The organism is Sphingopyxis sp. YR583 (genome assembly GCF_900108295.1).
In the GTDB taxonomy this organism is placed as follows: domain Bacteria; phylum Pseudomonadota; class Alphaproteobacteria; order Sphingomonadales; family Sphingomonadaceae; genus Sphingopyxis.
In genome coordinates this window covers 1,499,040-1,524,176 of sequence record NZ_FNWK01000001.1, presented here as the reverse complement: position 1 = coordinate 1,524,176, position 25,137 = coordinate 1,499,040, and the positions used below count along the sequence as shown (strand labels likewise).

At 64.8% G+C, this 25,137-nt stretch carries 21 protein-coding genes; 12 read left to right on the top strand and 9 right to left on the bottom strand.

What is annotated here, in order from left to right:
• Together BLW56_RS07000 and BLW56_RS06995 are read right to left on the bottom strand one after the other, a co-directional pair.
• Positions 1 to 1,647, bottom strand: a complete 1,647-nt coding sequence (locus BLW56_RS07000; protein WP_256203335.1) for an amidohydrolase family protein — start codon at positions 1,645 to 1,647, stop codon at positions 1 to 3.
• 72 nt (positions 1,648 to 1,719) lie between these two features.
• A complete protein-coding gene (locus BLW56_RS06995) occupies positions 1,720 to 4,650 on the bottom strand; it encodes a TonB-dependent receptor domain-containing protein (RefSeq protein ID WP_093509854.1) in 2,931 nt (976 codons plus the stop codon).
• Positions 4,651 to 5,154: 504 nt separating this feature from the next.
• Between BLW56_RS06995 and BLW56_RS06990 the strand changes: the two genes are divergently transcribed.
• A complete protein-coding gene (locus BLW56_RS06990; RefSeq protein WP_093509853.1) occupies positions 5,155 to 6,603 on the top strand; it encodes an amidohydrolase family protein in 1,449 nt (482 codons plus the stop codon).
• A 10-nt stretch (positions 6,604 to 6,613) separates the two neighbouring features.
• A complete protein-coding gene (locus tag BLW56_RS06985) occupies positions 6,614 to 7,081 on the top strand; it encodes a YybH family protein (RefSeq protein ID WP_093509852.1) in 468 nt (155 codons plus the stop codon).
• Between the two features lie 6 nt (positions 7,082 to 7,087).
• On the opposite strand, the gene BLW56_RS06980 is transcribed toward BLW56_RS06985, so the two are convergent.
• Positions 7,088 to 8,182 carry an alpha/beta fold hydrolase gene (locus tag BLW56_RS06980; RefSeq protein ID WP_371262211.1) on the bottom strand — a complete coding sequence of 365 codons (1,095 nt, stop codon included), beginning with the start codon at positions 8,180 to 8,182 and terminating at the stop codon, positions 7,088 to 7,090.
• Positions 8,183 to 8,277: 95 nt separating this feature from the next.
• On the bottom strand, positions 8,278 to 10,245 hold the full coding sequence (locus tag BLW56_RS06975; RefSeq protein ID WP_177175865.1) for an alpha/beta hydrolase family protein: 1,968 nt from the start codon (positions 10,243 to 10,245) through the stop codon (positions 8,278 to 8,280).
• A gap of 220 nt (positions 10,246 to 10,465) precedes the next feature.
• On the opposite strand from BLW56_RS06975, the gene BLW56_RS06970 reads away from it, so the two are divergent.
• The 9 genes from BLW56_RS06970 (at position 10,466) to BLW56_RS06930 (ending at position 18,922) form a co-directional block, all read left to right on the top strand.
• Positions 10,466 to 12,235: a tetratricopeptide repeat protein gene (locus BLW56_RS06970; protein ID WP_093509850.1), complete on the top strand. Its 1,770-nt coding sequence runs from the start codon at positions 10,466 to 10,468 to the stop codon at positions 12,233 to 12,235.
• Between the two features lie 126 nt (positions 12,236 to 12,361).
• Positions 12,362 to 13,126: an SDR family NAD(P)-dependent oxidoreductase gene (locus tag BLW56_RS06965; RefSeq protein WP_093509849.1), complete on the top strand. Its 765-nt coding sequence runs from the start codon at positions 12,362 to 12,364 to the stop codon at positions 13,124 to 13,126.
• A 10-nt stretch (positions 13,127 to 13,136) separates the two neighbouring features.
• Positions 13,137 to 13,784, top strand: a complete 648-nt coding sequence (locus BLW56_RS06960) for a glutathione S-transferase family protein (protein WP_093509848.1) — start codon at positions 13,137 to 13,139, stop codon at positions 13,782 to 13,784.
• Entirely contained in the window at positions 13,781 to 14,761 is a 981-nt protein-coding gene (locus tag BLW56_RS06955; protein ID WP_093509847.1) for a thiamine pyrophosphate-dependent dehydrogenase E1 component subunit alpha, read from the top strand. The genes BLW56_RS06960 and BLW56_RS06955 overlap by 4 nt, the downstream gene beginning before the upstream one ends.
• A complete protein-coding gene (locus BLW56_RS06950) occupies positions 14,758 to 15,747 on the top strand; it encodes an alpha-ketoacid dehydrogenase subunit beta (protein WP_093509846.1) in 990 nt (329 codons plus the stop codon). The genes BLW56_RS06955 and BLW56_RS06950 overlap by 4 nt, the downstream gene beginning before the upstream one ends.
• A 4-nt stretch (positions 15,748 to 15,751) precedes the next feature.
• Complete coding sequence (locus BLW56_RS06945; RefSeq protein ID WP_093509845.1) at positions 15,752 to 15,982, top strand: biotin/lipoyl-containing protein; 231 nt, start codon at positions 15,752 to 15,754, stop codon at positions 15,980 to 15,982.
• Complete coding sequence (locus BLW56_RS06940; RefSeq protein WP_093509844.1) at positions 15,979 to 16,371, top strand: nuclear transport factor 2 family protein; 393 nt, start codon at positions 15,979 to 15,981, stop codon at positions 16,369 to 16,371. The genes BLW56_RS06945 and BLW56_RS06940 overlap by 4 nt, the downstream gene beginning before the upstream one ends.
• Positions 16,372 to 16,373: 2 nt before the next feature.
• A complete protein-coding gene (locus BLW56_RS06935; RefSeq protein WP_093509843.1) occupies positions 16,374 to 18,023 on the top strand; it encodes an FAD-dependent oxidoreductase in 1,650 nt (549 codons plus the stop codon).
• The gene (locus BLW56_RS06930) at positions 18,020 to 18,922 is read left to right on the top strand and encodes an SDR family oxidoreductase (protein WP_093509842.1); all 903 of its coding nucleotides are present in this window, start codon (positions 18,020 to 18,022) and stop codon (positions 18,920 to 18,922) included. The genes BLW56_RS06935 and BLW56_RS06930 overlap by 4 nt, the downstream gene beginning before the upstream one ends.
• Here the strand turns inward: BLW56_RS06930 and BLW56_RS06925 are convergent.
• Genes BLW56_RS06925 through BLW56_RS06915 form a run of 3 tightly spaced genes read right to left on the bottom strand, consistent with a single transcriptional unit; the run spans position 18,919 to position 22,390 of the window.
• On the bottom strand, positions 18,919 to 19,716 hold the full coding sequence (locus BLW56_RS06925; RefSeq protein ID WP_093509841.1) for a sugar phosphate isomerase/epimerase family protein: 798 nt from the start codon (positions 19,714 to 19,716) through the stop codon (positions 18,919 to 18,921). The two genes, BLW56_RS06930 and BLW56_RS06925, sit on opposite strands and share 4 nt — an antisense overlap.
• Positions 19,716 to 21,143 (bottom strand): aromatic ring-hydroxylating oxygenase subunit alpha, encoded by a 1,428-nt coding sequence (locus BLW56_RS06920; RefSeq protein ID WP_093509840.1) that lies wholly within the window; start codon positions 21,141 to 21,143, stop codon positions 19,716 to 19,718. The genes BLW56_RS06925 and BLW56_RS06920 overlap by 1 nt, the downstream gene beginning before the upstream one ends.
• A 17-nt stretch (positions 21,144 to 21,160) precedes the next feature.
• Positions 21,161 to 22,390 (bottom strand): aromatic ring-hydroxylating oxygenase subunit alpha, encoded by a 1,230-nt coding sequence (locus BLW56_RS06915; protein ID WP_093509839.1) that lies wholly within the window; start codon positions 22,388 to 22,390, stop codon positions 21,161 to 21,163.
• A 101-nt stretch (positions 22,391 to 22,491) separates the two neighbouring features.
• On the opposite strand from BLW56_RS06915, the gene BLW56_RS06910 reads away from it, so the two are divergent.
• Positions 22,492 to 23,028 carry a VOC family protein gene (locus BLW56_RS06910; protein WP_093509838.1) on the top strand — a complete coding sequence of 179 codons (537 nt, stop codon included), beginning with the start codon at positions 22,492 to 22,494 and terminating at the stop codon, positions 23,026 to 23,028.
• Positions 23,029 to 23,059: 31 nt separating this feature from the next.
• Here the strand turns inward: BLW56_RS06910 and BLW56_RS06905 are convergent, their stop codons facing one another.
• Together BLW56_RS06905 and BLW56_RS06900 are read right to left on the bottom strand one after the other, a co-directional pair.
• Positions 23,060 to 23,830 carry a helix-turn-helix transcriptional regulator gene (locus BLW56_RS06905; protein ID WP_093509837.1) on the bottom strand — a complete coding sequence of 257 codons (771 nt, stop codon included), beginning with the start codon at positions 23,828 to 23,830 and terminating at the stop codon, positions 23,060 to 23,062.
• A 92-nt stretch (positions 23,831 to 23,922) separates the two neighbouring features.
• A complete protein-coding gene (locus BLW56_RS06900; protein ID WP_093509836.1) occupies positions 23,923 to 25,131 on the bottom strand; it encodes an acyl-CoA dehydrogenase family protein in 1,209 nt (402 codons plus the stop codon).
• Positions 25,132 to 25,137: the final 6 nt, after the last annotated feature.

Sequence of the window (25,137 nt, the reverse complement as noted above, 5' to 3'; positions counted from 1 at the left end):
TCAGTTCGCGGTCCCTGCATTTTCGATCACCATCGGGCCGGGCGGCAAACCGCGCTCGGCCTTTGATTTTGCCACCATGTCGCGGATTTCGGCGCGCAGCTTCGCCGCGTCATAGATGATGCCGTCCTTGACGGTGTAGGCGATGCCGCCGACGCGCTCGACCTTGCCCGTGGCATCGTTCAGCCGCACGCTGCCGGTGCCGAAGAGCAGCTTGAGGTTCGCAAGCGGATTGCCCTTCACGATCACCAGATCGGCCTTGCGGCCGACGCGGATCGTGCCGACCTGATCGTCATGGCCGAGCAGCCGGGCGCCTTCCTGTGTCGCCGCGTGGATGACTTCCAGTGAACTGAAGCCCGCCTCGCGCATCAGCTCCATTTCCTGGACATAGCCGAAGCCGTAGAGGTTATAGATATAGCCGGCGTCGCTGCCGATCGTCACACGCCCGCCGCGGTTCTTGTAATCGTTCACGAAGCGCATCCAGCGGCGGTAATTGTCCTTCCACGCCATCTCGTGCTCGGTGGTCCAGTCGAACCAATAGGCGCCGTGGTTGACGCGGCTCGGGCGATAGAAATCCCACAGCGCGGGCATCGTATATTCGTCGTGCCAGCTAGCGCGGCTCATGCGCATGAAATCGCGGCTGGTCAGGTAAGCGGTGAAGGTCGGGTCGAGCACGAACTTGCGTTCGAGCAATATGTCCATGACCTTGTTCCATGCGTCCGATCCGGGTTCGGCGGTCTGCGCCCATAATTTTCCGGCCTCGCCGAAGCGCATCTGCTCGTCATTGTTGATGAAGTCGGTCGGGAAGGACTGGACGCGCTTGTCGGTGAACATCGCCTCGGGCAGCCCGTACCAATGCTCCATGCTTTCAAGGCCCGCGCCCGACGTGTCGACCACATCGGCATAAGCGACGAGTTGCTGCGCATGGTGCATCGTGCTGTGCAACCCCTGCTTCTTCGTCTCGTCGATCGCGGCGTAGAGGACATCCTCGGGCGCACCGCCGATGAATTTGATCCCGTCGGCGCCGCGCTTCTTCGCTTCCTGAATGACCGCGCGCGCGGTCGCGGCGTCGTTCACCGTGCCGCGGATCTGGTGGAACATCGGATAGATGTCGATGCGCGGCGCGACGATCTCGTTCCGCTCGCTCCGCTTCTTGATGTCGACCAGCCATTCGATCGGGTGTCCGCTGCCAAGGTCGCGGACCGAGGTGATGCCGTGAGCCATCCATAGCTTCAGGATATAATCGGAGGGCACCTTCTGCGAATCGCTCAGCGAATGAAGGTGGACATGCGCATCGACGAAACCCGGCATGACATAATAGCCGGTGAGGTCGATTTCATGGTCGCCCGCCCCGGCGCGTGCGGCGGGATCGATTGCGCCGGGAACACCGATCGACTTGATCTGCGCGATGCGGTCATTTTCGATGACAATATCGAACGGCCCCTGTGCGGGCGCGCCGGTGCCGTCGATCATGGTGACGTTGCGCAGCACGACGCGCTTGAACGGGCCAATCCCTTGCGTGCGTGCGGGTATGACGTCGGTGGCCGCCGGCCCGGACGGCGTGGGCGCTGCCACGGTCGTGACGGGGAGGGCGGTGAACAGGGAAGCGGCCGCCATCAGGGCGGCGATACGACGCGGTTTGAAGGTCATGAAATCGGGCCTTCCATCAACGAAAGAAAGGGCCGGCGGAGCAAGGACGCGCCGCCGGCCGGGAGCAACCTCTTAGAACTTCATCTGGACGCCGGCGAAATAGCGGCGGCCGAGCGTATCATAGAGCGACACGTCGACATTGGCATCGCCGACAAAGGTGGTGCCGAGGATCGGCGGCATCTTGTCGAGCAGATTGTCGACGCCGGCGAAGAAGGTGAAATTGTCGTTGATTTCGAACGTGCCGGTCATGTCGAAATACCAGGTGGCCGGCGCCGACTTCACGATGGTGTTCACCGTCGGGAAGGCTTTCAGGCCGCCGATCATCCGGGCCTGTCCGCGGATGCTCAGCGGACCGCTCGTATAAGCGGCGCCAAGGTTCAGCTTGAAATCCGGAACGATGAAACCGCCGGTGCCCGTCGAGCAGCCCGCACCATAGAAACCCGCGCAGTCCTGCGGGGCAACGGTGCTCAGCACCTGCGTCGAGCGTTCGAACAGCCAACTCGCGACGCCGGTCAGGCGCAGCTGGGCGTCTTCGCCAAGCGCCGCGGGAAGCGGGATGGTATAATCGCCCTGGACGTCGAGGCCGCGAACTTTGAGCGCACCGATATTATTCTGGTTGGTGCGGACATAGTCGATCTGGCCGCTCGGCAGGCGGAAGACCGACAGGCAGGTCGGGCTGTTCGCGTTGAGCCCCGTGTAGCAGTCGTTCAGCGTCTGCTGCGCGTTGATCGTCGTGATCGCGCCCTTCACCTCGACATTGAAATAGTCGACCGTGATGTTGAGGCGCGGGATGAAGGGCGGCGAGATCACGGCACCGATCGTATAGGTCTTCGACTTTTCTTCGACGAGGTTGGGGTTGCCCCCGGTTTCCTGCGTCAGCCCCAGCGTCGCCTGCGTAAAGGTCGCGATGTCGGCGGCCGGCACGCCGCGCGCGACGCAGAAGTCGCGCAGCTGCTGGCTGCGCGGATCGGCTCCGGTCAGGTTCGGGCGCGCGCACGGATCGGTGCCCCCGGTAAAGCCCTGACCCACGGCCGAGAACAGCTCGTTGATGTTCGGCGCGCGGATCGCGCTGTTATAGGCGCCGCGGATGCGGACCCAGCTGACCGGCGCCCATTCGCCGCCCGCCTTCCAGGTAAAGACGCCGCCGACGGTCGAATAATCCGAATAGCGCGCCGCGCCTTCGATCGCGAGCGTGTCAAAGAAGGGCGTGTCGGACAGGATCGGGATACGGAGTTCGCCGAAGATTTCCTTCACATCGAACGAGCCCTTGAGCGCATTGTTCGATGCGGCGCCATATTCCTTGTTGAGGTCCATCGCGCTCGGCGTAGACTGATAGCTGTCCTTGCGATATTCGACACCCACTGCGACCGCGACGGGCCCTGCGGGCAGGTCGAACAACACACCGCTCAGCGACGCGCCGGCAACCTGGCGCTGGAAAATGTCGTTGCTGGTGCGCGTCGGGGTCAGATAGGCGCCGGCTTCCGGGGTGATCGAACCGAGCCCGAAGATCGAGACGGGGACGCAGCCTTGCACGCCCGACCGGCAGACGACCTGGCCCGCCCCGTTGACGATCGAATCGAGCCCGAGGCTGAGGCGCGTCTGGTTGATTACGCCTTCGTTCCGTGTGTCGGTGCGGTTGCGCAGATATTGGTAGAAAGCGTCCCAGCGCCAGTTCTGCTTGCCGATGTCGAAATCGCCGCGCAGCCCGGTGGTGATCGCATAGGACTGGCGTTCGAAGAAGCTGTCGCGCGTCCCGAGTTCATCGGCACGGCGACCGCCGCCGACCACGGCCGCGGTGCCGTCGCCGTCGGGATCGAACAGCGCGCGATTGTTGATGAAGAAGTCGCGCACGGCCGGCGACAGGCTGGCGCTCGTCGCATAATTGGGCACCAGCAAGGTCGACGATGCCGCACCGGGCGTTACCGGCGTGAAGCTGTCGGGGGCGAGCTTCGAATTGTTGCGCGCGTTGACGAAGAAAGCTTCGGCATAGGCGGTGATGTTATCTGTGATGTCGTAATGCGCCAGAGCCGAGAAGTTGATGCGTTCGAGTGGGCGCTGGAGCAGGTTGAACGGGGCGTAGTTATAGGTGTCCTCGGGCTGGCAATAGGGCAGCGGGGTGCCGCCCTCGCCGAACCGGATACCGGTGATCGAGGTGCATGTGCCGCTCGGCGTCATGTTGACGCCGACCAGCGCGTTGCGCTGCGCCTGGCTCAGCGGCACGCGCGTTCCGGGGATGTTGCCCGACCCCGAATAGACGAGCGCACCGTTGATTTCGGCGAGCGGGACTTTGCCGAACGGACGGTCGGCTTGCGTGATCGGATCCTGCTTCGCCCAGGCGCCGGAGATGGCGACATTGCCGCGGCCACCGCCCAGGTCGGCGCCGAAGGTGATATCGATCTTTTTCGATGCGGCGTCGCCGCGGTCCGAAATGCCCGCCTGCGCCGACATCTGCAGCCCTTCGAAATTATCGTCGAGGATGAAGTTGACCGCGCCCGCGATCGCGTCCGACCCATAAACCGCCGACGCACCGCCGGTGATCACCTCGACGCGCTTGATCAGCGCGTCGGGAATGCTGGTCAGGTCGACCGATCCGTTCGAGTTGGCCGGAATGAAGCGGCGACCGTTGACCAATGTCAGCGTGCGCGTTTCGCCCAGCCCGCGCAGGTTCGCGGTCAGGACGCCCGCGCCGCCGCCATTGTTGACGGTGGAGGTGTTGCCCGACGCGAGCTGCGGAAATTCGTTCATCGTCTTTTCGAGCGTCAGGTTGCCCGACAGCTGGACCTCTTCCTGTCCGACGATGGTGATCGGGCTCGGCGCGGTCAGGTCGGTGCGCTGCAGGCGCGACCCGGTGACGACGATGTCGGTCGTCGCTTCCGTAGCGGCATCGGCCGGGGCGACATCCTGCGCAGCGGCCGCGCTTGGCAGGATGATGGTCGACAAAAGGCTGGTGGCAAGAAGTATGCGGCGAAAACGGACCTGCGGATTGCTGTGATCGTAAGACATTTGGACGCTCCCTGTGTACGGCCTTTGGCCTGTCATTGATGTCGTTCGTGCCCGCTCTTGGCGGCGGACGACGTCGTTCTCCTGCACGCTTCCCCGGACGCCGCTCAGCTCCCTCTTCTTGTCCGGGGCGGGCGCGATGACTCGCGCTGCGACCCGGCTGGCTGGACGGCGAACATGTCGGAGCTTGGGGCGCCCCCGGCGGTGACGGGATCAAAGGGGGATGTCCCTTTGCCGTGCGCGGGGCGGTGATGGGTTGGCATGCGCGCGGGCATCGGAAGGCGTGCGGCGCGGTTGCAGGATGCCGGTGCAGGAGCGCGAGCATGTTCGCACGGGAAAGCGGCGTTGCCACGCGTTGCCCAATCCTCGCGGTACAGCATCACGACCCCTTTTTGCTATTACTGTATACGAAATACGATATACTCAATCTTTCGAGAGTCAATGCCACATGTTTCCGGGGAGGGTCGGGTGACCGCAACAAACTGTCTTAGAACCGCTTTTATCGGCATGTTTCTGGCGCTTTCGGCGCCTTTCCTCGCCGCGCCGACGCGCGCGGAGGTGCCCGGGGCGCAGCGGATCGCGATCACGGATGTAACGTTGATCGACGGCACGGGCGCTCCGGCCAAGCCCGGCATGACCGTCCTCATCGAAAAGGGCCGGATCGTTTCGATCGGCAAGGACGGCACCGATACGGCGGGCGCGCAGCGCATCGATGGGCGCGGCCGCTATCTGCTGCCGGGCTTCATCGACAGCAATGTCCATGTCTCGGTCTATGGTCAGCCGGCGCGGCGCGACACGTCCTTGAAATATGCCGACCGCGGCGAGGAGCTTGCGCTCGAATTCGCGCAGCGGGCGCTGACCTATGGCGTGACGACGATGCGCGACAGCTATGGCGTGCTGCCGCCGATCCTGACGATACGCGACCGGATCGATCGCGGCGAGGTGGTCGGTTCGCGGCTGAAGGCGGCGGGCAATATCCTTGGCTGGGGCGGCCCTTTTTCCCTGACCTTCTCGCTCACCAAGGATTCGGACCTGTCACTGTTCCAGGAACAATGGAACGATCTGCTGGCGCAGGACATGGGCGAAGAGATCATGGACATGACGCCCGACGAGCTGCGCGTCGCGATGAACCGCTATCTCGACAAGGGGGTCGACTTCATCAAATATGGCGGCACCAGCCATTTTCTCCGTCCCGCGCTGATCGGCTTCTCGCCGCGCCAGCAGGCCGTGATCGTCGAGGAAGCGCACAAGCGCGGCAAGCCCGTCGAAACGCACGCGACCAGCTCCGAAGGGCTGACGCTCGCGGTCGAGGCGGGGATCGACTTGATCCAGCATCCCGAACTGACGAGCCGCGACCTGACCGACGAGTTGATCGCGCTGATCGTAAAGAAGGATGTGCTCTGCGGTATCCGCTCGAACTATATCACGGGCGACTATCGCAAAAAGCATCTCGCCAAGCGCGCCGAGGTCGAGGCGCGGATCGCGAAGATGCCGCCGGCGACGACAAGCGCCGAACGCTGGCGGCGGCTCGAGGCGATGGACGACAATCAGGACGTGCAGCGCCGCAATGCCGAGCGGCTGATCAAGGCGGGGTGCCGCGTGACCCCCGCGACCGACAGCTTCTATGGCGACGCCCCCGAATTTCGCCGCGTGCCCAAGGGTGACGAGGCCGAGCCGGGCATCGGTACGATCCGCGCGATCGAGGGGCTCGTCGAACTCGGCATGACCCCGATGGAGGCGATCGTCGCGGGGACGAAGCATGGCGCCGCCGCCGCGCGGATGGAGGGCGACATCGGTACGGTCGAGACGGGCAAGATCGCCGACCTTGTCCTGCTGTCGGCCGACCCGCTCGCCGATATTCGCAACATCGAAAAGGTCGAGGCGGTGATCGCGCAGGGAAGGCTTGTCGATCGCAGCCGTCTGCCCGAACATCCGCTGTTCCTGCGCAAGCGTTGAGGAGAGAGGCATGACGAAATGGACAAGGCTGCTGGCGGCGCCGCTGCTCTTCGCGGTGACGACACCGGCGCATGCCGACGAGGCCAAGGAAAAGGCGGCGATCCTGCAGGTCGTCGCCGATATGGAGGCTGCGTGGAACCGCAGCGACTTCAAAGGCTATATGGCGGGCTTCCGCAACCCCGGCGTGATTTTCGTGTCGGGCGGCAAGATCCAGGACGGCTGGCAGGGGACACTCGACCATTATGTGCGCGACTATGGCGGTTCAGCCGACCGCAGCGGCACGGTCCATTTCTATGACATCAGCATCGACATGCTTGGGCCCGACGCCGCGCTGCTGATCAGCCATTATCGCCTGACCCGGCCCGAACGCGCGCAACAGGGGATCAATACCCGCCTGTTTCGCAAGGTCGACGGCCGCTGGGTCATCGCGATGAACCATGTCTCGTCCTACGACCCGGCGGCGCCTGCCTCGAAGTGAACGCCGTCAGCCGCCGCTGCGCGCGATCAGGTCGATCAGGTCGGCCTTCCACTGGACCGCCCATGTGTGCGTCCCGTGCCCGCGGGTCTCGTCGCTTTCGGCGATCAGGCGAAAGCGCGTGTTGGGCATCCGCTTCAACGCCTGCTGCGGAAAGTCGAGGTTGCGCGGGTTGATGAAATCGTCGGCCGAATTGATCCATGTCATCGGCGCCGTGATCTTCTCCAGTCCCGGCCAGGGATTGTAGGTTCGCGACGATTCGAATTGATAGATCATGTCGTTGGCGTCGCGGCTCGCGATGTCGCGCTCGACGCGCTCGCGCGCATAGGCGCCGGCGGCATCGCGCGTCGGATAATTTTTCTGGAGATTGAGTGGCGCGCCGCCCGCGATCATCGACAGCGACGCGGCGGTGCGCAGGCCCAGCACCGGCTGGCTCTTATATTCGCCGCCCATCCATGCGGGATCGGCCTTGATCCCGTCGATGAGAAGCTGACGCCACATGCGATTCTGTCCCGCGATCTCGACCGGCTGGCATGCTATCGGCATCAGGGCCTGCGCAAAATCGGGATAGGTCTCGCCCCAGATGAAGCCGTGCATGCACCCCATCGACGTGCCCATGATCAGGCGCAGTTTCTTGATGCCCAGCCCTTCGGTCAGCATCCGGTGCTGCAATTCGACCATGTCGTCATAATCATATTGCGGGAATTTCATCCGCAGGCCGTCGGACGGCTTCGATGAGGCACCATGGCCGACATTGTCGGGCAGGATGATATAATAGCGTTTAATGTCGAGCGGCTGGCCCGGGCCGTACAGTTCGTCGGCGAATTGCGGCTGCAGGAACTGCTTTCCGCTGCCGCCGGTGCCGTGGAGCACCATCACCGCATTGTCGATCTCTCCCTGCGCGTTGCGATGCGGCGTGCCGAGCGTCGAATAATGCATCCGGACCGCGGGCATGATCTCGCCCGATCGGAACTTGAAATCGCGGATCGTGACATCGCCTTCCTTCGTCGCCCATTTGGCCGGCGCGGCGACCGGAGCCGGCGCGGGGGGCATGGCGGGCGTCGCCGGCTGCATCGCCAGCAAGACGAGGGTCAGGAATGTCATATGTTTCTCTCCGGAACGCCGTTTGGCGATTGATATCGTATACTAAATGCGATTAATCGCCCTGCGTCAATCCAAGCCGCGATGGACTGAACGGATCAGTCCGCGGGATTATGCTTGGCGAGGAAGCTTTCGATCGAGGTCAACAGCGTCATGCGATCGGCCTGACGCGTGAAATAATGGTCCGCGAGCGGCACCGATACGAACTCGACCGTCTTCCCCGCTTTCGTCATCGCCGAATACATGCGCGCCGACTGGACGTGATCGACGGTGACGTCCTTCCTGCCGTGGACCAGCAGTAGCGGGGCCTTGATCCGGGCAATCGCGTTGATCGGGGAAACCGCGGCAAAATCGGGGGTCATCTTCTGCCACTGGGTGCGATAGAGGCGTTCGCGCATCAGCCCGCCGAAATCATTGACCTCGCGGCGCAGGTTCGCGACGCCGTTGATCGAGACCGCGCAGCGATACAGGTCGGGATCCTTGGCGATCCCCCACATCGCGGCATAGCCGCCATAGGAGCCGCCGACGATACATACCCGTTTCGGGTCGGCGATGCCTTCCTTGACCGCCCACTGGACGCCGTCGGTGACGTCGTCCTGCATCGCGAAGCCCATCTGCCCTTGCCCCGCCTTTTCGAAGGCGGCGCCATAGCCGGTCGATCCGCGGAAATTGGGCTGGAGCACGGCATATCCACGCTCGGCGAGGAACTGTGCCCAATAGTCGTAACTCAGCTCGTCATGCCCCCAAGGGCCCCCGTGCGGCATGACGATGAAAGGCAAATCCTTGTCGCGCCGGCCGCGCGGCATCGTCAGCACGCCCTCTATCTCCAGCCCGTCGCGCGCCTTGTACCGGACCATCCGCCCGCGCGACAGGCGCTTGCCGCCGATCGCTTCGTTCATCGCCGCCAGACGTGCCAGTTCGCCCGTCGCGGCGTCGAAGAAAAAGAGCAGGCCGGGATTGTCGGGGGTGCTGAACCGCACCAGCATCTTGCTCTGGTCGGCGCTGATACTCTCGATCCGTACTTTCGAATGGGGCGACGCGGCCTCCAGCGTCTTTTGATGCGCCGCCATCGCCGGGTCGATCCAGTGCAGCGGGTCGCTGCGGTCGCTGGTGCGGACACCGAGCAGCTTCGACCCGTTCGAATCCGTCAGCACGCCTTCGACATCGGCCTTGTCGGCGGCATAGACCGTCCGCACATCCTTGCCGGTCGGAATGTCGACTTCGACGACCGCCGATCGGCCGTCCTCGATCGGCTTGATGACGAAACCGTTGTTGCTGCCGGGCACGAAATGGAAGGGAACGGTCAGCTCTTCTTCGGCACCCAGCTTCGCGCGATCGATCACGCGGAGCGTCCCTTCGCCGTGCGAGCGGAACAACAGGGTCGATTGCGTGTCCGAGTCGCGATAGCCGATGCCGAACCGCACCTGGCCCAGATGGTCGGCACCCCAGTCGTTGACGTTGGCGCGCGGCCTTTCGACCACCCGCTTGCGCGCACTGGCGACGTCGACGCGATAGACGGTCGGCCAGAACTCGGGATCGTTCCCGTAAATCGAATTCTGCGCGGCGACGAGGATTTCGGTGCTTCCGTCCGAGGGGATCCAGAGGACATCGGACGCATTCTGACCGCCGCTATCCCACAGCAGCTTCGTGATCTTTCCCGTGCCGCGGTTGATGCCGATCACGCGCGAGATGTACCAGCGATCGGTCTCGACCGGCATCAGCGCATAGAGGCCGACGACGATATTGTCGTTTCCGACCCATCGGATCCACGCCACCTGCGTCTGGTCGGGAACGGCGATCCGGACGCTTTTCGAACGGTCGCCCTGCAGCGGCATCATCATGATCCGCTGCTCGCCGCCGATTCCGAACAGACCCGCGATATGCGTGCCGTCGGGCGACAGGTCGATATCTTCGACGAAGGGAAGCTCGGCAAAAACGCTGGTGGGCAGCGGAGTGAAAGCGGGCGGCGCCTGCGGCACCTCTGCTTCCGCCGCGGCAAGGGCACCCGGCGACAAAAGAAACGCCACTGCCGCCAGAATGGAAACGCCCCATGACGGCCCCGTCATGCGCGCTTTTCGCTTTTGTAAGACCCCCAACATATCCTCCCCCCGAAAGACGGACGGCATCCCTCGCCGCCACCAAATGACCGATCTTTCGACCGATGCACATGAATTTTCCTCTTATTATAGTTGATTGAAGACAGCAAAGATTCGGTTTTGGCGCGGTTTGTTTTCGTGATATTTTCGGCGGGCTGTTTCTGATCACCTTCGGCGAAGGGGGATAGTGATGCTGGGCCCACTCAAGGCGGCGATCGCTGCAGGGATAGGCTTTTCCCTGACCAGCTTTACGCCATTGCCGCTCTTCTCGGACGCCGCGCTCGAAGCGCTGAACCCAAGCCGTCTCGCGGCCCTCTTTTGCGGCGCCCGGCGCCCGGGGTCCTCGCTGGCGCAGAATCTGCTCGTCGCGGCGGCTTTTGCGGCGCCCGCCAGCGAAGGCCGGCCGATACCGCTGTTTCCGGACCTTGCCGCTTCGCCCTTCCCCGTCTCGACAAACGTCGATCGCGCGCGACATTATTTCAGTCAGGGCTTGCTCCTGACCTATGGCTTCAACCATGCGGGCGCGGTGCGATCGTTTCGCGAGGCGCAGCGGCTCGACCGCGATTGCGCCATATGCTGGTGGGGCGAAGCCGTCGCGCTCGGCCCGAACATCAATGCCCCGATGGACGAGCGCGACCGGGGCGCCGCGCTCGACGCGATGGACCGCGCGATGGCACTGCGCAGCACCGCTTCGCCGATGGAGCGCGCGTTGATCGAGGCTGTCGCCCGGCGATATTTGCGCGATCCCGCCAGCGACCGCGCCGCGCTCGACGCCAGCTATGCCGATGCGATGCTCGACGTCGCGCGCCGCTTCCCCGCCGACGACGATGTCGCGCTCCTTGCCGCCGAAGCGGTGATGGACACGAGCCCCTGGAATTATTGGGAGAGCGACAAGAAGACATCGGTCGGCCGGAGCGGCGAAGCCGTGCGGCTTGTCGAGACGGTGTTGAAACGCAACCCCGCGCATGTTCAGGCGAACCATCTCTACATCCATCTTATGGAAGCGAGCGATCCGCAGCGTGCCGAGGCCGCCGCAGACCGGCTGGGGAGCCCGTCGGCACCGAGCGCGGCGCATCTCGTCCATATGCCGGGGCACATATATCAGCTGCGCGGGCGCCACGCCGACTCGATCCGCGTCAATATTGCCGCGGCGCGCGCCGACGAGGATTATATCCGCAGCGCCAGCGATAACGGGCTCGTGCGCTACGGCTATTATCCGCACAATATCCATTTCATCGTCACCTCGGCGCAAATGGCGGGCGATATGCCGACCGCCATTCGCGAAGCGCGGCGTCTCCGGACCGTCCTCGACCCGGCGACCTCGGCGCAGATTGCATGGATCCAGTCGATCGATGCGGCGCCTTATTTCGCGATGGCGCAATTCTCCGATCCGAAAGCCATATTGGCGATGCCGGCGCCCGACGCGCGCCTCGCCTATCCGACTGCGATGCGGCATTTTGCGCGGAGCATCGCCTATGCCGGGCTTCGCGACCGTAAGGGCTTCGACCGCGAACTGGCGGCGATGGAAAAAATACGGGCGTCGGATGCGATGAGCGCGATGATCGAACAGGGCGTCCCGGCCGGCGATCTGGTGTCGCTCGCCGCATTCGTTGCACGCGGCCGCTTCGCGAGTGCGATGGGCCGCACCGACGAAGCGATCGGCTTTTACCGACAGGCGATCGCGATCGAGGCCGAGCTTCCCTATCAGGAACCGCCCTATTGGTATTATCCGGTGAAACAGTCGCTGGGTGCGGCGCTTTTCCGGGCCCGCCGCTATGCCGAGGCGAGCGAGGCCTTTCGCGCCGCGCTGGCGCAGACGCCGAACAACGGCTGGGCGCTGTACGGGCTTGGCCGCAGCGAGGCGGCGCAGGGAAAACGGCTGGAGGCCGCCGCAGCGGACAGGGCCCTGTCGAAAGCATGGATCGGCAACAAGGCGTGGCTCCGCATGGATCGGTTATGATTTGCGCGCCCATGCGGTCGGTAGGGCTGCATGCTCTTTCGCGATCCGGCCGCTCCCATTTTTGCTGATGTCCCGGGGACCGCCGGCACGATAGTCTTCCTCTCAAAATAGCGAGAGGAGGATGCGATGGACCTGGGTCTGGCCGGTAAGAAGGTAATCATCAACGGCGGCGCGCACGGGCTGGGGCTCGCCTCGCTCAAGATTTTCGCGGCCGAGGGCGCCGACGTCGCCTTTTTCTCGCGCGATGCCGATAAGGTCGCGGCCGCGGTCGCCGCGATCGATGCGGCGGGGCCGGGCAAGGTGTTCGGCGAACAGTTCGATATGACGGGCAACCCCGACGGCTATCGCGCCTGGCTCGAGAAAGCGCGCGATACGCTCGGCGGCTGCGACATCTTCATCCATACCGCCAGCTCGTCGGGGCAGGGCGCGACCGGCGACTGGCAGCGCGGGCTCGACATGGACATCATGGGCGCCGTCCACGGCGTCGAGACGCTCACCGAGGCGCTCGCAGCGTCGGGGTCGGGATCGATCATCTTCATGTCGTCGACCGCCGCGGTCGAGACCTTCATCGTGCCGCAGGCGTTCAATGCGCTGAAGGCCGCGCTCATCACCTATGGCTCACAGCTCAGCCAGGCGCTCGCGCCTCAGAATATCCGCGTCAACATCGTCTCGCCGGGCGCGATCTATTACCCCGGCGGCAATTGGGAGGTCATCAAGTCGGCGGTGCCCGCGCTCTATGAGGGAACGCTGGCGCAGATGCCGATGGGGCGCTTCGGCGAGGCCGAGGAAGTGGCGAAGGGCATCGTCTTCATGGCCTCGCCCGCTTGCCCCTATATGACCGGGGCGCATCTCGTCATCGACGGCGGTTTCACCAAGCGCGTCCAGTTCTAGGGCGCGGGCGATGAAGCTCTATCAGTCGCTCGGCCCCAATCCGCGCGTGGTGCTCATGTACCTCGCCGAGACCGGGCTCGCAGTCGATCGCCAGTTCGTCGACATCATGGCGGCCGAGAACCGCCAGCCCGACTTCTGCTCCAAAAGCCCGCTCGGGCATACGCCCTTGCTTGAACTCGATGACGGCGGCTGCATCGCCGAGAGCATCGCGATCTGCGAGTATCTGGACGAAACGCTGGGCGGACATGCCCTGCTCGGTGCGACCGCCGAGCAGCGCGCACAGACCCGGATGCTGGTGCGGATCGTCGACCAGCTCGTCGTCGTGCCGATGACCGCGGGCTTCCGCGGCGCTGAGGGGCTGCCGATGTTCCAGAGCCGGCTGCTCTGCCTGCCCGATGCAGCCGCCGATCTGAAGCGGTTGGCCGCCGATGGGCTGGCGCAAGTCGACCGGATCGTCGACGGGGGGCCGTGGCTTGCGGGCGACCGGTTCAGCCTCGCCGATATCCTGCTTTATTCGTTCGTCGAGTTCGGCGCGATGGTCGGGCAGCCGCTCGATCCCGCGCTTACCAATCTTTCTGCCTGGCGTGAGCGCGCTGCCGCCCGCCCCAGCGCCGCCGCCAGCGCCAACCCCAAACTGGGCATCGGAGAGCCTGCATGACCGATACGACGATCGATCGCGAGAAACTGCGCGACATCTATACCCGCACGATGCGCGTCGCGCGCGCCGACGAGAAATTCCGCTCGCTGCTGATGACCGGCAAGCTCGCGGTCATCTATTATACCGTGCGCGGGCAGGAACTGGTGTCGGCGGCGGCAATGGCGGCGCTCGAACAGGATGATTATCTCGTCACCACCTATCGCGGCCAGCACGACCAGATCGCCAAGGGCGTGCCGCTGAACCCGCTGTTCGCCGAGATTGCGGGCAAGGTCGGCGGCACCTGCCGCGGCAAGGGCGGGTCGATGCACATCACCCATCCCGAAACCGGGGTGATGGTGACGACGGGGGTCGTCGGATCGGGCTTGCCGATCGCCAACGGCCTCGCGCTCGCATCGCAGAACCGCGGCGACGGCAAGGTGACGATGGTCTGCTTCGGCGACGGTGCGACCAATATCGGCGCCTTCCACGAGGCGATGAACATGGCGCAGCTTTGGAAGCTGCCGGTGATCTTCCTCTGCCAGAACAATCGCTATGGCGAGCACACGGCGTTCGCCGACCACACCAAGGTCGACTCGATCGTCACGCGCGCCAAGGCCTATGGAATGGCGGGCGTCCACGTCGACGGCAATGACGCGATCGCGATGTACAACACGACCAAGGCCGCGGTGGACCGCGCGCGGGCGGGCGAGGGGCCGACGCTGATCGAGGCTATGTGTTACCGGATGATGGGCCATTTCTTCGGCTCGGACTTCTCTTACATGCCGAAGGAGCATCTCGCCGAGATGGCAGCGGAGGACCCGTTGCCGCGGCTCCGCCAGTTGATGCTCGACCATCAGTTCACCGAGGCCGAACTCGACGCGATCGTCGCTGACCTCGACGCGCAGATGGACGCCGCCGCCGAATTCGCTGCGAACAGTCCGCTGCCGGGGCCCGAGGAAATCCGCAAGGATGTCTTCGAAGAGGAGATTGCGGCATGAGCCAGATCACGATGACGCAGGCGCTGAACCGCGCGATCGACGAGGCAATGGCCGAGGATGAAGGCGTGATCCTGCTCGGTGAGGACGTCGCGGCGAAGCAGGGCGGCGGGGTGTTCAAGATCTCGTCGGGACTGACCGAAAAATATGGCGAGAACCGCATCCGCGCGACGCCGATTTCGGAACAGGCGATCGTTGGCGCGTGCGTCGGCGCCGCGCTCGCGGGCTTCCGCCCGATCGCCGAGATCATGCTGATGAACTTCGTGACGGTCGCGATGGACCAGATCGTCAATCATGCCGCGAAACTGCGCTTCATGTCGGGCGGTCAGACGAACGTCCCGCTGGTGATCCGCACGACGACCGGCGTCGGCGTCGGCTTCGGCGGGCAGCATTCGGACATGCTCGAGGCGTGGTTCGCGCATGTCGCGGGGCTGAAGATCGTCACCCCGTCGAACGCCGCCGACGCGCAGGGGCTTATGCGCGCGGCGATCGCGTGCAACGACCCGGTGATCTTCATCGAGAATATCCTCTGTTACGGGCTCAAGTCCGACGATCCGGGGCCGGGGCATTTCGTGCCGCTGGGCAAGGCGGCGGTCGCGCGCGAGGGCAGCGATTGCACGATCGTCACCTATGGCCGCACGGTGCTCGATGCGCTCGAGGTCGCGGGCAAGCTCGCCGAAGAGGGGATTTCGGTCGAGGTTATCGATCTGCGCACGATCGCTCCCTATGACGAGGCGACGGTGACGGCCTCGGTCGAAAAGACCGGCCGCGCGGTCGTGCTCCACGAAGCGGTGAAACAGTACGGCACCGGCGCCGAGATCGCGTCGCGCCTCAACGAAAAACTCTTCGGCAAGCTGAAAGCCCCGGTGACGCGCATCGGCGGCGCCTTCTCGGCGGTGCCGATGGCGAACGCGCTCGAACAGGCGTGGATCCCCAACAAGGATGCGATCGCCGAAGCGGTGCGTGCCGCGATGAACTGGAAGGGCTGAGGCGATGGCGGAAGAATTGCGCATCCCGAAGATCGGCATGTCGGCGACCGAAATGACGCTCAACGAATGGATGTTCGGCGATGGCGAGCGCGTCGAGGTCGGCGACATCATCTATACGGTGGAGACCGACAAGACGACGGTCGAGATCGAAGCGCAGGTCGCGGGCACGATCCGCCCGACCGGCGTGGAAGGCCAAACCTATCCGGTCGGCGCGCTCGTCGGCACGATCGAATGACCCCGCTCGAAGCGAGCAGGGCGATGTACGCCGCGGTCGCGCGCGGCGAGTGGGATGCGGTCGCGGAATTCATGTCCGACGATCTCGTCATCCATGAACCGGCGTCGCTTCCTTACGGCGGCGAATGGCGCGGGCGCGACGCGCTGCAACGGCTCTACGCCCACGTCATGGGCTATTGGGAAGACCCCGTCGTCAAATGGCAGGAACTGGTCGGCGGCGAAAAATATGCCGTCGCGCTGCTCCACTTCACCGTCACCGCGAAGTCGAGCGGCAAGCGCTTCGAGACGCATATCGCCGAGGTCACCGAATTCGACGACGCCGGCAAGATGGCGTCGATGCGCATCCATTATTTCGACACCGCGCATATGGTCGAGCAATTGAAGGCATAAAGATGAGCAAAGCGCCGCACGTCATCGTCCTCGGCACCGGCGGCGCAGGGCTCACCGCAGCCATCTCGGCGCATGAAGCCGGCGCGCGCGTCTCGCTGTTCGAAAAGGGCGAGCAGGTCGGTGGGACCACTGCTTGGTCGGGCGGGATGATCTGGATCCCGAACAATCACCACGAAGCGACCCTCGGCGTCGCGGACAGCCGCGCCAAGGCGCTCACTTACTTGATGTCGATGTCGCACGGGCTGATGCAGCAGCATCTGGTCGAGGCCTTTCTCGATCATGGGCCGGAAATGGTAGCATTCCTCGAGGCGAACACCCCGGTGCAGTTCCGGCCGATCCCCGAATTTCCCGACTATCATGCCGAATTTCCCGGCGGTATGCCCAACGGCGGGCGCTCGCTCGATTGTCCGCTCTATTCGTTTCACGAATTGGGGGAGTGGGCCGAGAAGGTGACGAAGTCGCCCTATTATCCGTCGCCGCATTTCTCGATCTACGACACGCCGCTGGGGCAGGCGAAGCCGCAGCCGCTGGCGCCCGAAGAGCTGCAGCGCCGCATCGACGGCGACCTGCGCGGCAGCGGGCAGGCGCTGGTCGGGCGCTTGCTGCGCGCGTGTCTCGATCGTGGGATCGAGCCGAAGACGGAGCATCGCGCGGTCCGGTTGCTGATGGACGGCGAGCGCGTCGCGGGCGTGGTGTTCGAGACGGCGGATGGCGAAGTCGAGGTTGCGGCCGATGCGGTGGTGCTCGCGACGGGCGGGTTCGAGTGGGACACCGACCTGCTCCGTGCCTTCATCCGCGGCCCGCTGACCCATCCGCTGAGTCCGAAGACGAACACCGGCGATGGCCTCAAGATGGCGATGCGCGTCGGGGCGATGCTCGGCAATATGCGCGAGGCGTGGTGGATGCCCGTTGCCGAGGTGCCGACAAGCGATTGCTCGATGGGCAAGACGCTCGTCGCGGGACAGCGCAGCCTGCCGCATTCGATCATGGTCAATCGCGCCGGGCAGCGCTTCACCAACGAGGCAGCGAATTACAATGCGATCGGCGCGGCGTTCCACGATCAGGACGTCAGCGCGTTCGATTATGCGAACCTGCCGTGCTGGCTGATTTTCGACCAGCAATATATCGACCGCTTCGGCTTCGGCATGATCAGTGGCGAGCGCGGCGTCGCGCCGCCCCAATGGGCGATGCGCGCCGAGAGCCTGCCCGAACTGGCGGCACGGCTCGGGATCGATCCCGACGCGCTCGACGCGACGGTCGAGCGCTTCAACGCGCATTGCGCGACCGGCCGCGATCCTGACTTCGGGCGCGGCGATGCGGCGCACGATCAATGGTGGGGCGATCCCGATGGGCGCGGTTCGACCGCGGCGACGCTCGGCCCGATCGGGCAAGGGCCGTTCTTCGCGATCGAGATCAAGAGCGGTGCGCTCGGCACCAAGGGCGGGCCGCAGACCGACGTGAATGCGCAGGTGCTGAGCGTCGATGGCGGAGCGATCTCCGGACTTTACGCTGCAGGCAATGTGATGGCCTCGGCGATGGGCATGACCTACGGCGGCCCGGGCGGGACGATCGCGCCGGGGATGGTGTTCGGTTTTCTCGCGGGGCGCCATGCCGCGACGGTGTCTGCGAAGCAACTGGAGGGTGCGGCATGAAGAAGGTTCTCGTTCTCGGCGCGCCTGCCGATCAAGGGATCCCGTTGCTCACCGCGTTGAAAGCTCGCGGTCTCGAACCGACGGCCGGCGTGCGGCGGCCGGGCGCGATGGCAGCGACGATGCATCCCGATGCGCCCGAGGTTGCGGCCGACCTTTACGATGTCGAGAGCCTTACCGCGGCCTTTGAAGGGCAGGACGCGCTCGCGATGCACCTGCCGTTCGAGTTCGACCGCGAGCGGGCCGCGACGATAGGGCGCAATATCGCCGCCGCGGCGAGCGCGGCGGGGCTGCGGAAGATCGTCTTCAACACGAGCTGCTTCGTCGCCGACCGCGACCTTGATCTCTCGGCGCACGACGGGCGGCGCGACATCGAGCGCGCGATCCACGACAGCGGCGTGCCCTATGTCATCATCGAGCCGATGGTGTTCATGGACAATATCACGCGCATCTGGTCGCGCCCGGCGATCGTCAACAGCGGGGTGTTCGCCTATCCGGCGGCCGAGACGCTGAAGATCAGCTGGGTCTGCCTGGAGGATGTCGCGGCCTATATGGTCTCGGCCCTGCTCCACGAGGATCTGATCGCCGACCGGATCGCGGTGGGCGGGCCCGAGGCGCTGGTCGGTGCCGAAGTCGCCGAGCGATTGAGCGTCGCGACCGGCAAGCCGGTGCGCTTTCAGAGCCTGTCGCCCGACGAATTCGCCGCGCGGATGAGCGAACTGGTCACCGGCTCGCGCGACGTCCAGCCTGCCAGCATCTATGACGGGATGGCGAAATTCTATCGCTGGTACAACGACCAGCCGGTGTCTCCGGTGGCGCTCGACGCGGTGCCCGCGGCGCGGCTGCTGGGGGTGACGCCGACCTCCTTCGCCGACTGGGCGGCGCGGCAGGACTGGAGCTAGGTCGAGAACCAGCGTCGGGTCGCGGCGAGCAGGGTGCGGGCGCGATCGGCGGGGTCAGGATAGCCGTCGCGAAGCGCCGCGCTGCGCAATTCGATGCTGAGCGGCGTTGCCGGGGGCAGCGCGGCGACCAGATTGTCCAGCGGCAAGGCCCCCTCTCCCGGCATCAGGCGCAGGTCGAGCGCTTCGCGGATGATCTCCGGAACGTCGCTCGGCGGTGGGCCATGCGCCGGGGCGTCGCAGAATTGCGCATAGGGGAAGCGCTGCGGGTCGACCCGCGCCAGATCGGCAGGCGATCCTCCTGTCCGTGCCAGATGTAGCGGGTCGATCAGCAGGCCGAGATTGTCGCAATCGGCGGCATCGAGGAGATCCACGGCGCGCTCTATGCTGCCGACCGTAGTGAAGGCTGCGAACTCCAGACACGCGCGCAGCCCAGCCGCCGCCGCATGATCGCCGAGCCGGTTCAGCTTCGCCGCCGCGCGTCCGGCATCATCCTCCGAACTTACGATCAGCACATTGCGCGCGCCGATTGCGGCGCCGGCGTCGATCGCGGCGAAATGTGCCGGATCGTCGGCGCCGGGTTTCAGCCAGATCACTTCGATATCAAGGATCGCCAGCCCGGCGTCGGCGGCGCGATCGCGCACCGCGATCGTGGTCGCGGGCGTCCATGCTGCGGGATCGTACCAGATGCCGGTCGCCTGCCAGCCACCCTCAATCGCCGCGGCGACGGTCTCTTCGGGCGAAAATTCGGGCAGCACCCCCGCCGCCAGCGACAGCAGGGGCGTCGTGCGCGCCATCAGTCGGGCAGCTCGCCGTCGATATATTTGCTCAGCGTCCGGTGGAAATGCCGGATGCGGCTTTCCTGATAATGGCCGAGTTCGATCACGCCGTTGGGCGACGATTTCATCCCCTCCTGCACATAGGGCAGGTTTTCCATATCTTGGTCGAACACGCCGGCAAGCGCGGCGCCGATCAGATGGCTGGCGCTGGAGAAGGGCTGGTCGTCGGGGATCAGGTGCATCGGCGCCGACTTCGGCGGCTTTTCGCCCTTTGGCGTGCGCATCAGGATGCGGACCTCCATCAGGCTGTGGTCGGTGTCGCCCCACGGGCGCCAGCGATAGACGATGTTCGGCACCAGCCCGCCCCACGGCGCCCAGTTGGGGAAGACATTATAGGTGAAATTGTCGAGCATCTCGCTGTCGGTCGCGCCCGAATAATCATGCCCGTTCATCGCCGTAAAGGCGTCGCGGTTCGCCTGTGCCAGCACCTTGCGCGCCAGCATCGGGTCGTCGGCTTGGAAGCCTTTGAGGTCGGTCGGATCGCCCGTTGCGCGGCGCGCGCGGCTGTCGCCGCCGCCGATGAACTCCTCGAGCGATTTCAGGACGTAGAACTGATCCTTGCCCTTGATGTGCGGCGACATCGCGCCCGCCGGCGTGATCGCGCGATTGAGGAAGTCGCCGTAAAGGTCGTAGCGGGTGTTCGCGTCGGCAGTGAAGCCCAGGATCTGCGGATGGGTGACGATGCTGTGCCACGCCTCCATGAAGGCCTCGGCGACCGCCTTCCAGTTCGCGGGGATGACGCGGCCGACCCACGCGGCGGTGTGGCATTCGTCGAGTCGCCAATTGTCATAATGTTCGACGCCCGGGCCGACCCAGTCGCGGAAGCTTGGTAGATCATGGTTCTCGGTGACGAGCAGGAAGCCTTGCCAGCTTTCGACCTTCAGCTCGGGCAGGCTCATGTCCTTGCTCTCGAGATGCGTGAAGTCCCACGCGCAGGGCGCTTCCTTGAAGCGGCCGTCATGATGCCAGGAAAAGCCGTGGAAGGGGCAGCGCAGGTTCACCGCGGGCCCGCTCTCGGTACGCAGCTTGCGGCCGCGGTGGAGGCACACGTTATAGAAGGCCTTTACCGACAGGTCCTTCTGGCGGACGAGCAGGATGCTTTTTTCGTTGATGTCATAGACGACGGTGTCGCCGGGGTTCGGAATATCCTCTTCGCGCGCGGCGAACTGCCAGATATTGGGCCACATCTTCTCGCGTTCGAGCTTCGCCCAATCTTCGCTGACATAACGCTCGATCGCGATCGGCGCGTCGCCAAGCTCCTGATTGGACTCGGCGAACAGATAGTCGGGAACGCGCCGCGTGTCGGCATTGAGCATGTCGGTATAGCTGGTGCCGGGGCAGCGGTCGTCGCGGTTCTGGTCCTGGGGAGGCGAAAGGTCGTTCATCGATAAACTCCGAAGGGTCAGGCGATCTGGTCGAGCGGCATCTTGCATGCGGCGGCGATCGAGCGGTGGACGCCGTGCAGCGCGGGCTCGTTTGCGCCGAGCACGACGTGAAAGTCGGCGGGCGCGGTCGCGAGGTTCGCATAGCCGTTGCTGGCAACGCGATAATCCTCGGTCTGCACGACGGTGGCGGTCATGTCATAGGCCATCTCGCACATCTTGCGATGCTCCTCGCCCTCGACCCCGAACGGCGCATAGACGGCGAACTGGCAGACCGTCTTGCCCGCCCCGTCGGGGAACAGGCGGAAAAGCTGCGTAAAATAGACACCGGGGGTGACCGCGCCGAAAAAGACGACGGTGTTCGGGAACAGGAAATGGACCCCGCCATAATCGGTCTCGGGCCATTCGCTTTCGTCCTTGCCGACGAGGTTGCCGATCGACAGGTCGGGAAAGCTCACCCGGTGGTGGCGGCCGATCGGTTCATAGACGTTGCGGTCGCTGTAATGCGTACCGCCGATCGTCGAGGAATGGAGCATCTTGAAATGATAGCTCTCGCCATAGGTGTCGAGCGCGAATTTCCAGTTGGAATCGGCGGTGAGAATGCCCTTCTTCACCGGCTCGGCGCGATGGAGTTCGAGCTGTGCGAGCACCGGGCCGAAATCGCCGAGATGCGCCTCGGCATCGATCGGTTCGCCGTCGGGATTGGCGCGCACGAAGATCAGGCCGAGATGCTCGGCGCAGGGGAGTTCGATCAGGTTTCGGGCGCCGATCTCGCAATTGGCGAAGCCTTCCTTGCCTGGCTGCCCGACGAGCTGGCCGGCGGGGTCGAAGGTCCAGGCGTGGAACGGACAGACGAGGCGCGGGCGCGGGCCGCTCCAGGGTTCCTTTTCCTCGACCAGCTTCGCGCCGCGATGCGTGCACATATTGAGGAAGGCGCGCGCGACGCCGTCCTTGCCGCGGGTGACGAGGATCGACGGGCCGACCGAGTCGAAGACGAGCGTGTCGCCGGTCTTGGGGATGTCGCCCGACAGGCCGACGACGATCGGTTCGTTCCGGAAGATATGCTCCATCTCGGCCGCGTGGCGCGCCTCGCCCATATAGATGGATTTGTGCAGCGGCAGCGGTCCCTCCGCGCGGTCGGTGCGGTTTTCGGAGACGATCGCGACCAGCTTACGCAGGCCCGCGCGCGCGTTGCGCTTGCGGACAGCGAACCAGTCCTGCGGTGCGATCTTCGGATCGGACTCGGCCATGGCACTCCCTCACAATTTGCCCAGTATGACTCCGGGTCTGACCTAGCTTATCGCACAAAGCCCGGCGCTTGTGCGCTAGTGCTTTTGAGGGGGAGAGACAGATGCCCGGACCCGGAACGCTCGCATCGCTCGGCGACATCATGCAGATGGCCTATGTGCCGTCGGACTTCGATGCGGCGGTGAGGCATTGGACCGAGGTGATCGGGGCGGGGCCGTTCTTCCTGTTGCCCAATGTGTCACTTCCCGGCGGGCGCTATCGCGGCGAGGCCAGCGACCCGGTGTTCACCATGGCGCTCGGCTATTGGGGCGACATGCAGATCGAGCTGATCCGGCCCGAGAATGACGCGAAGTCGCTCTATCGCGGCGAATATGCGGTGGGCGAGGGGCTGCACCATGTGTGCGTGCTGGTCGATTCGATCGCCGAGGCGCGGGCGCGCTGCGCCGATGTGGGCGCCGAGATCATTTTCGAAGCGCCGGTCGGTGACACCGGCGGCGTCATCTACGCCGATCCCGGGACGGGACCGGGGGCTTTGGTCGAGCTGCTCGAACCGCAGGCGGGCACGCGCGAACTGTTCGCGATGATGCGCGACGCTGCGAAAAACTGGGACGGCAGCGAGCCGCTACGCTCGCTCGGCTGATATCCCTCCCGCAAGGCGGGAGGGTGGGCGGTTAGCTGTTCGCGCCCAGATACCCGAGCTGTCCGGCCTTGAAGATCGTCTGCGCCCGGTTGACCGAGTTCAGCTTCTCGCCCGCGCGGTGGACATGATAGCGCACCGTCGCGTGGCTCAACGAAATGATCATTCCGATCTCGCGGTCGGTCTTGCCGATCGCGGCCCAGCGCAGGCATTCGACCTCGCGCTTCGACAGCTCGCAGTCCGACGGGATGCGCCGCTTCGTCCGCATCGCCGAGGCATAGCCCGCGATAAAGCGCCGGGTCGCCGCGCCCAATATGTGCCCGATCGCCGCGAACTGGTCGGTCAGGTCGGTGATCTCGTGGCTCATCGGGTGATAGCTGTTTGCCGAAATCTGGCCGAACGGCAGATGCACCGGCACGACGATTGCCGCCTGATAGCGCTGGTTCGCCGCGAAATAGCGCGAGAGATCGATGTCATCGAGATAGGGGTTGGGGACCGCGGTGCGGAACCCTTCGCCATTGCACCAAAAGGCTTCGCTCTCGTATCGGCACGAGCGCGGCAGCGGTGAGTGGAGCGCGAGCCTGTGATCCTCCCACCAGCGTTCGCCGTCGCCGAGCCAGCCGAACAGGTCGGCGGCAAGGACCGCGCCATCGGCGTCGACCATCGTCTCCTTCGAAGCGATATCGTCGCACAGGGCGGCGCGAAGTCCGTGGACAGCGGCAAAATCGCGCAGGGCAACTGCCGCGTCGTGGATATCCTCCACGCAACGGACCGTAACCGCTTCGACGAGCGCCCTCGTATTCATTGGCGGTGCGAACCCGTCGTCCGGCAGCTTGGCTGCTCTCTCTCCCACAGGCGGGACTATTTCATACTGGCCGGCAAGTCGCAATGCATGTGTCATAGGCGTAGCACCGTCTTTGCTATGATGTTTTTCTGGACCTCGCTCGAACCGCCGAAGACGGTCCAGGCACGACTGTTGAGATAGCGCGCGGCGGCAACCTGCGCGTCTTCGTCGCCGATCGCCGGCGGCGCTTCGTTGCCGTAGAGTGGGCGCACCGTGGGCAATTGCAGGCCGTCATAACCGTGCAGGTCCATCGCGAGCCCGTCGATGCGCTGGTGAATCTCGGACGAGAGCAATTTGACGAGCGAGGTCTGCGGTCCGGCGGGGCGGCCCTTCGCGATGTCGGCGAGGATGCGCAGTTCGGTGGTTTCGAGCGCCTCGGCCTCGAGCCGCAGCTTGGCGATGCGCGTCGCGATCTGGATATCGCCGCCGAGCGACCCGTTGTGGCCGCTGGGCGCGACGCCGGCGAGTTGCTCCAGATGGTCGATCGCGCGGATCAGGCGCGGCGCGTGGAACGACCCGCCGCGCTCATTCTCGAGCAGGAATTTGGCGATCGTCCAGCCCTGGCCCTCTTCGCCGATGCGGTTGTCGACCGAGGTGCGCGCGGCGTCGAGGAAGACCTGATTGACCTCATGATCGCCGGCCATGGTGATGATCGGGCTGACGGTGACGCCGGGCTGGTCCATCGGCACGAGGATGAAGCTGATCCCCGCCTGTTTCTTCACTTCGCCGTCGGTGCGGACGAGGCAGAAGATCCAGTTCGCGTGATGCGCGTGGGTGGTCCAGATCTTCGATCCGTCGACGACATATTCGTCGCCCTCGCGCCGCGCGCGGGTGCGCAGCGAGGCGAGGTCGGAGCCGCTTTGCGGTTCGGAATAGCCCTGGCACCAATAGTCCGTCCCGGCGCGGATCGCGGGCAGGAAGCGGGCCTTCTGTTCCTGCGTGCCAAAGGCGCAGATGACGGGACCGACGAGGCGCAGGCCAAGCACCGACAGCGCGGGGGCGCCCGCGATCGCGCATTCCTTTTCGAAAATATAGCGCTGCATCGGCGTCCAGCCGGTGCCGCCGCAATCTTCGGGCCAATGATAGGCGACCCAGCCCTTGTCGTTGAGAATGCGGTGCCAGACGAGGCCGATGTCAGGCTCGACGAAGACCCCGGGGGTGCGCTTCGCGCCGTCGCGCACATAGTCGGGAAGCGAGGTGCGCAGGAAGTCGCGGACCTCCTCGCGAAATTCCAGTTCGTCCTTGGTGAGATCCAGATCCATATTTCT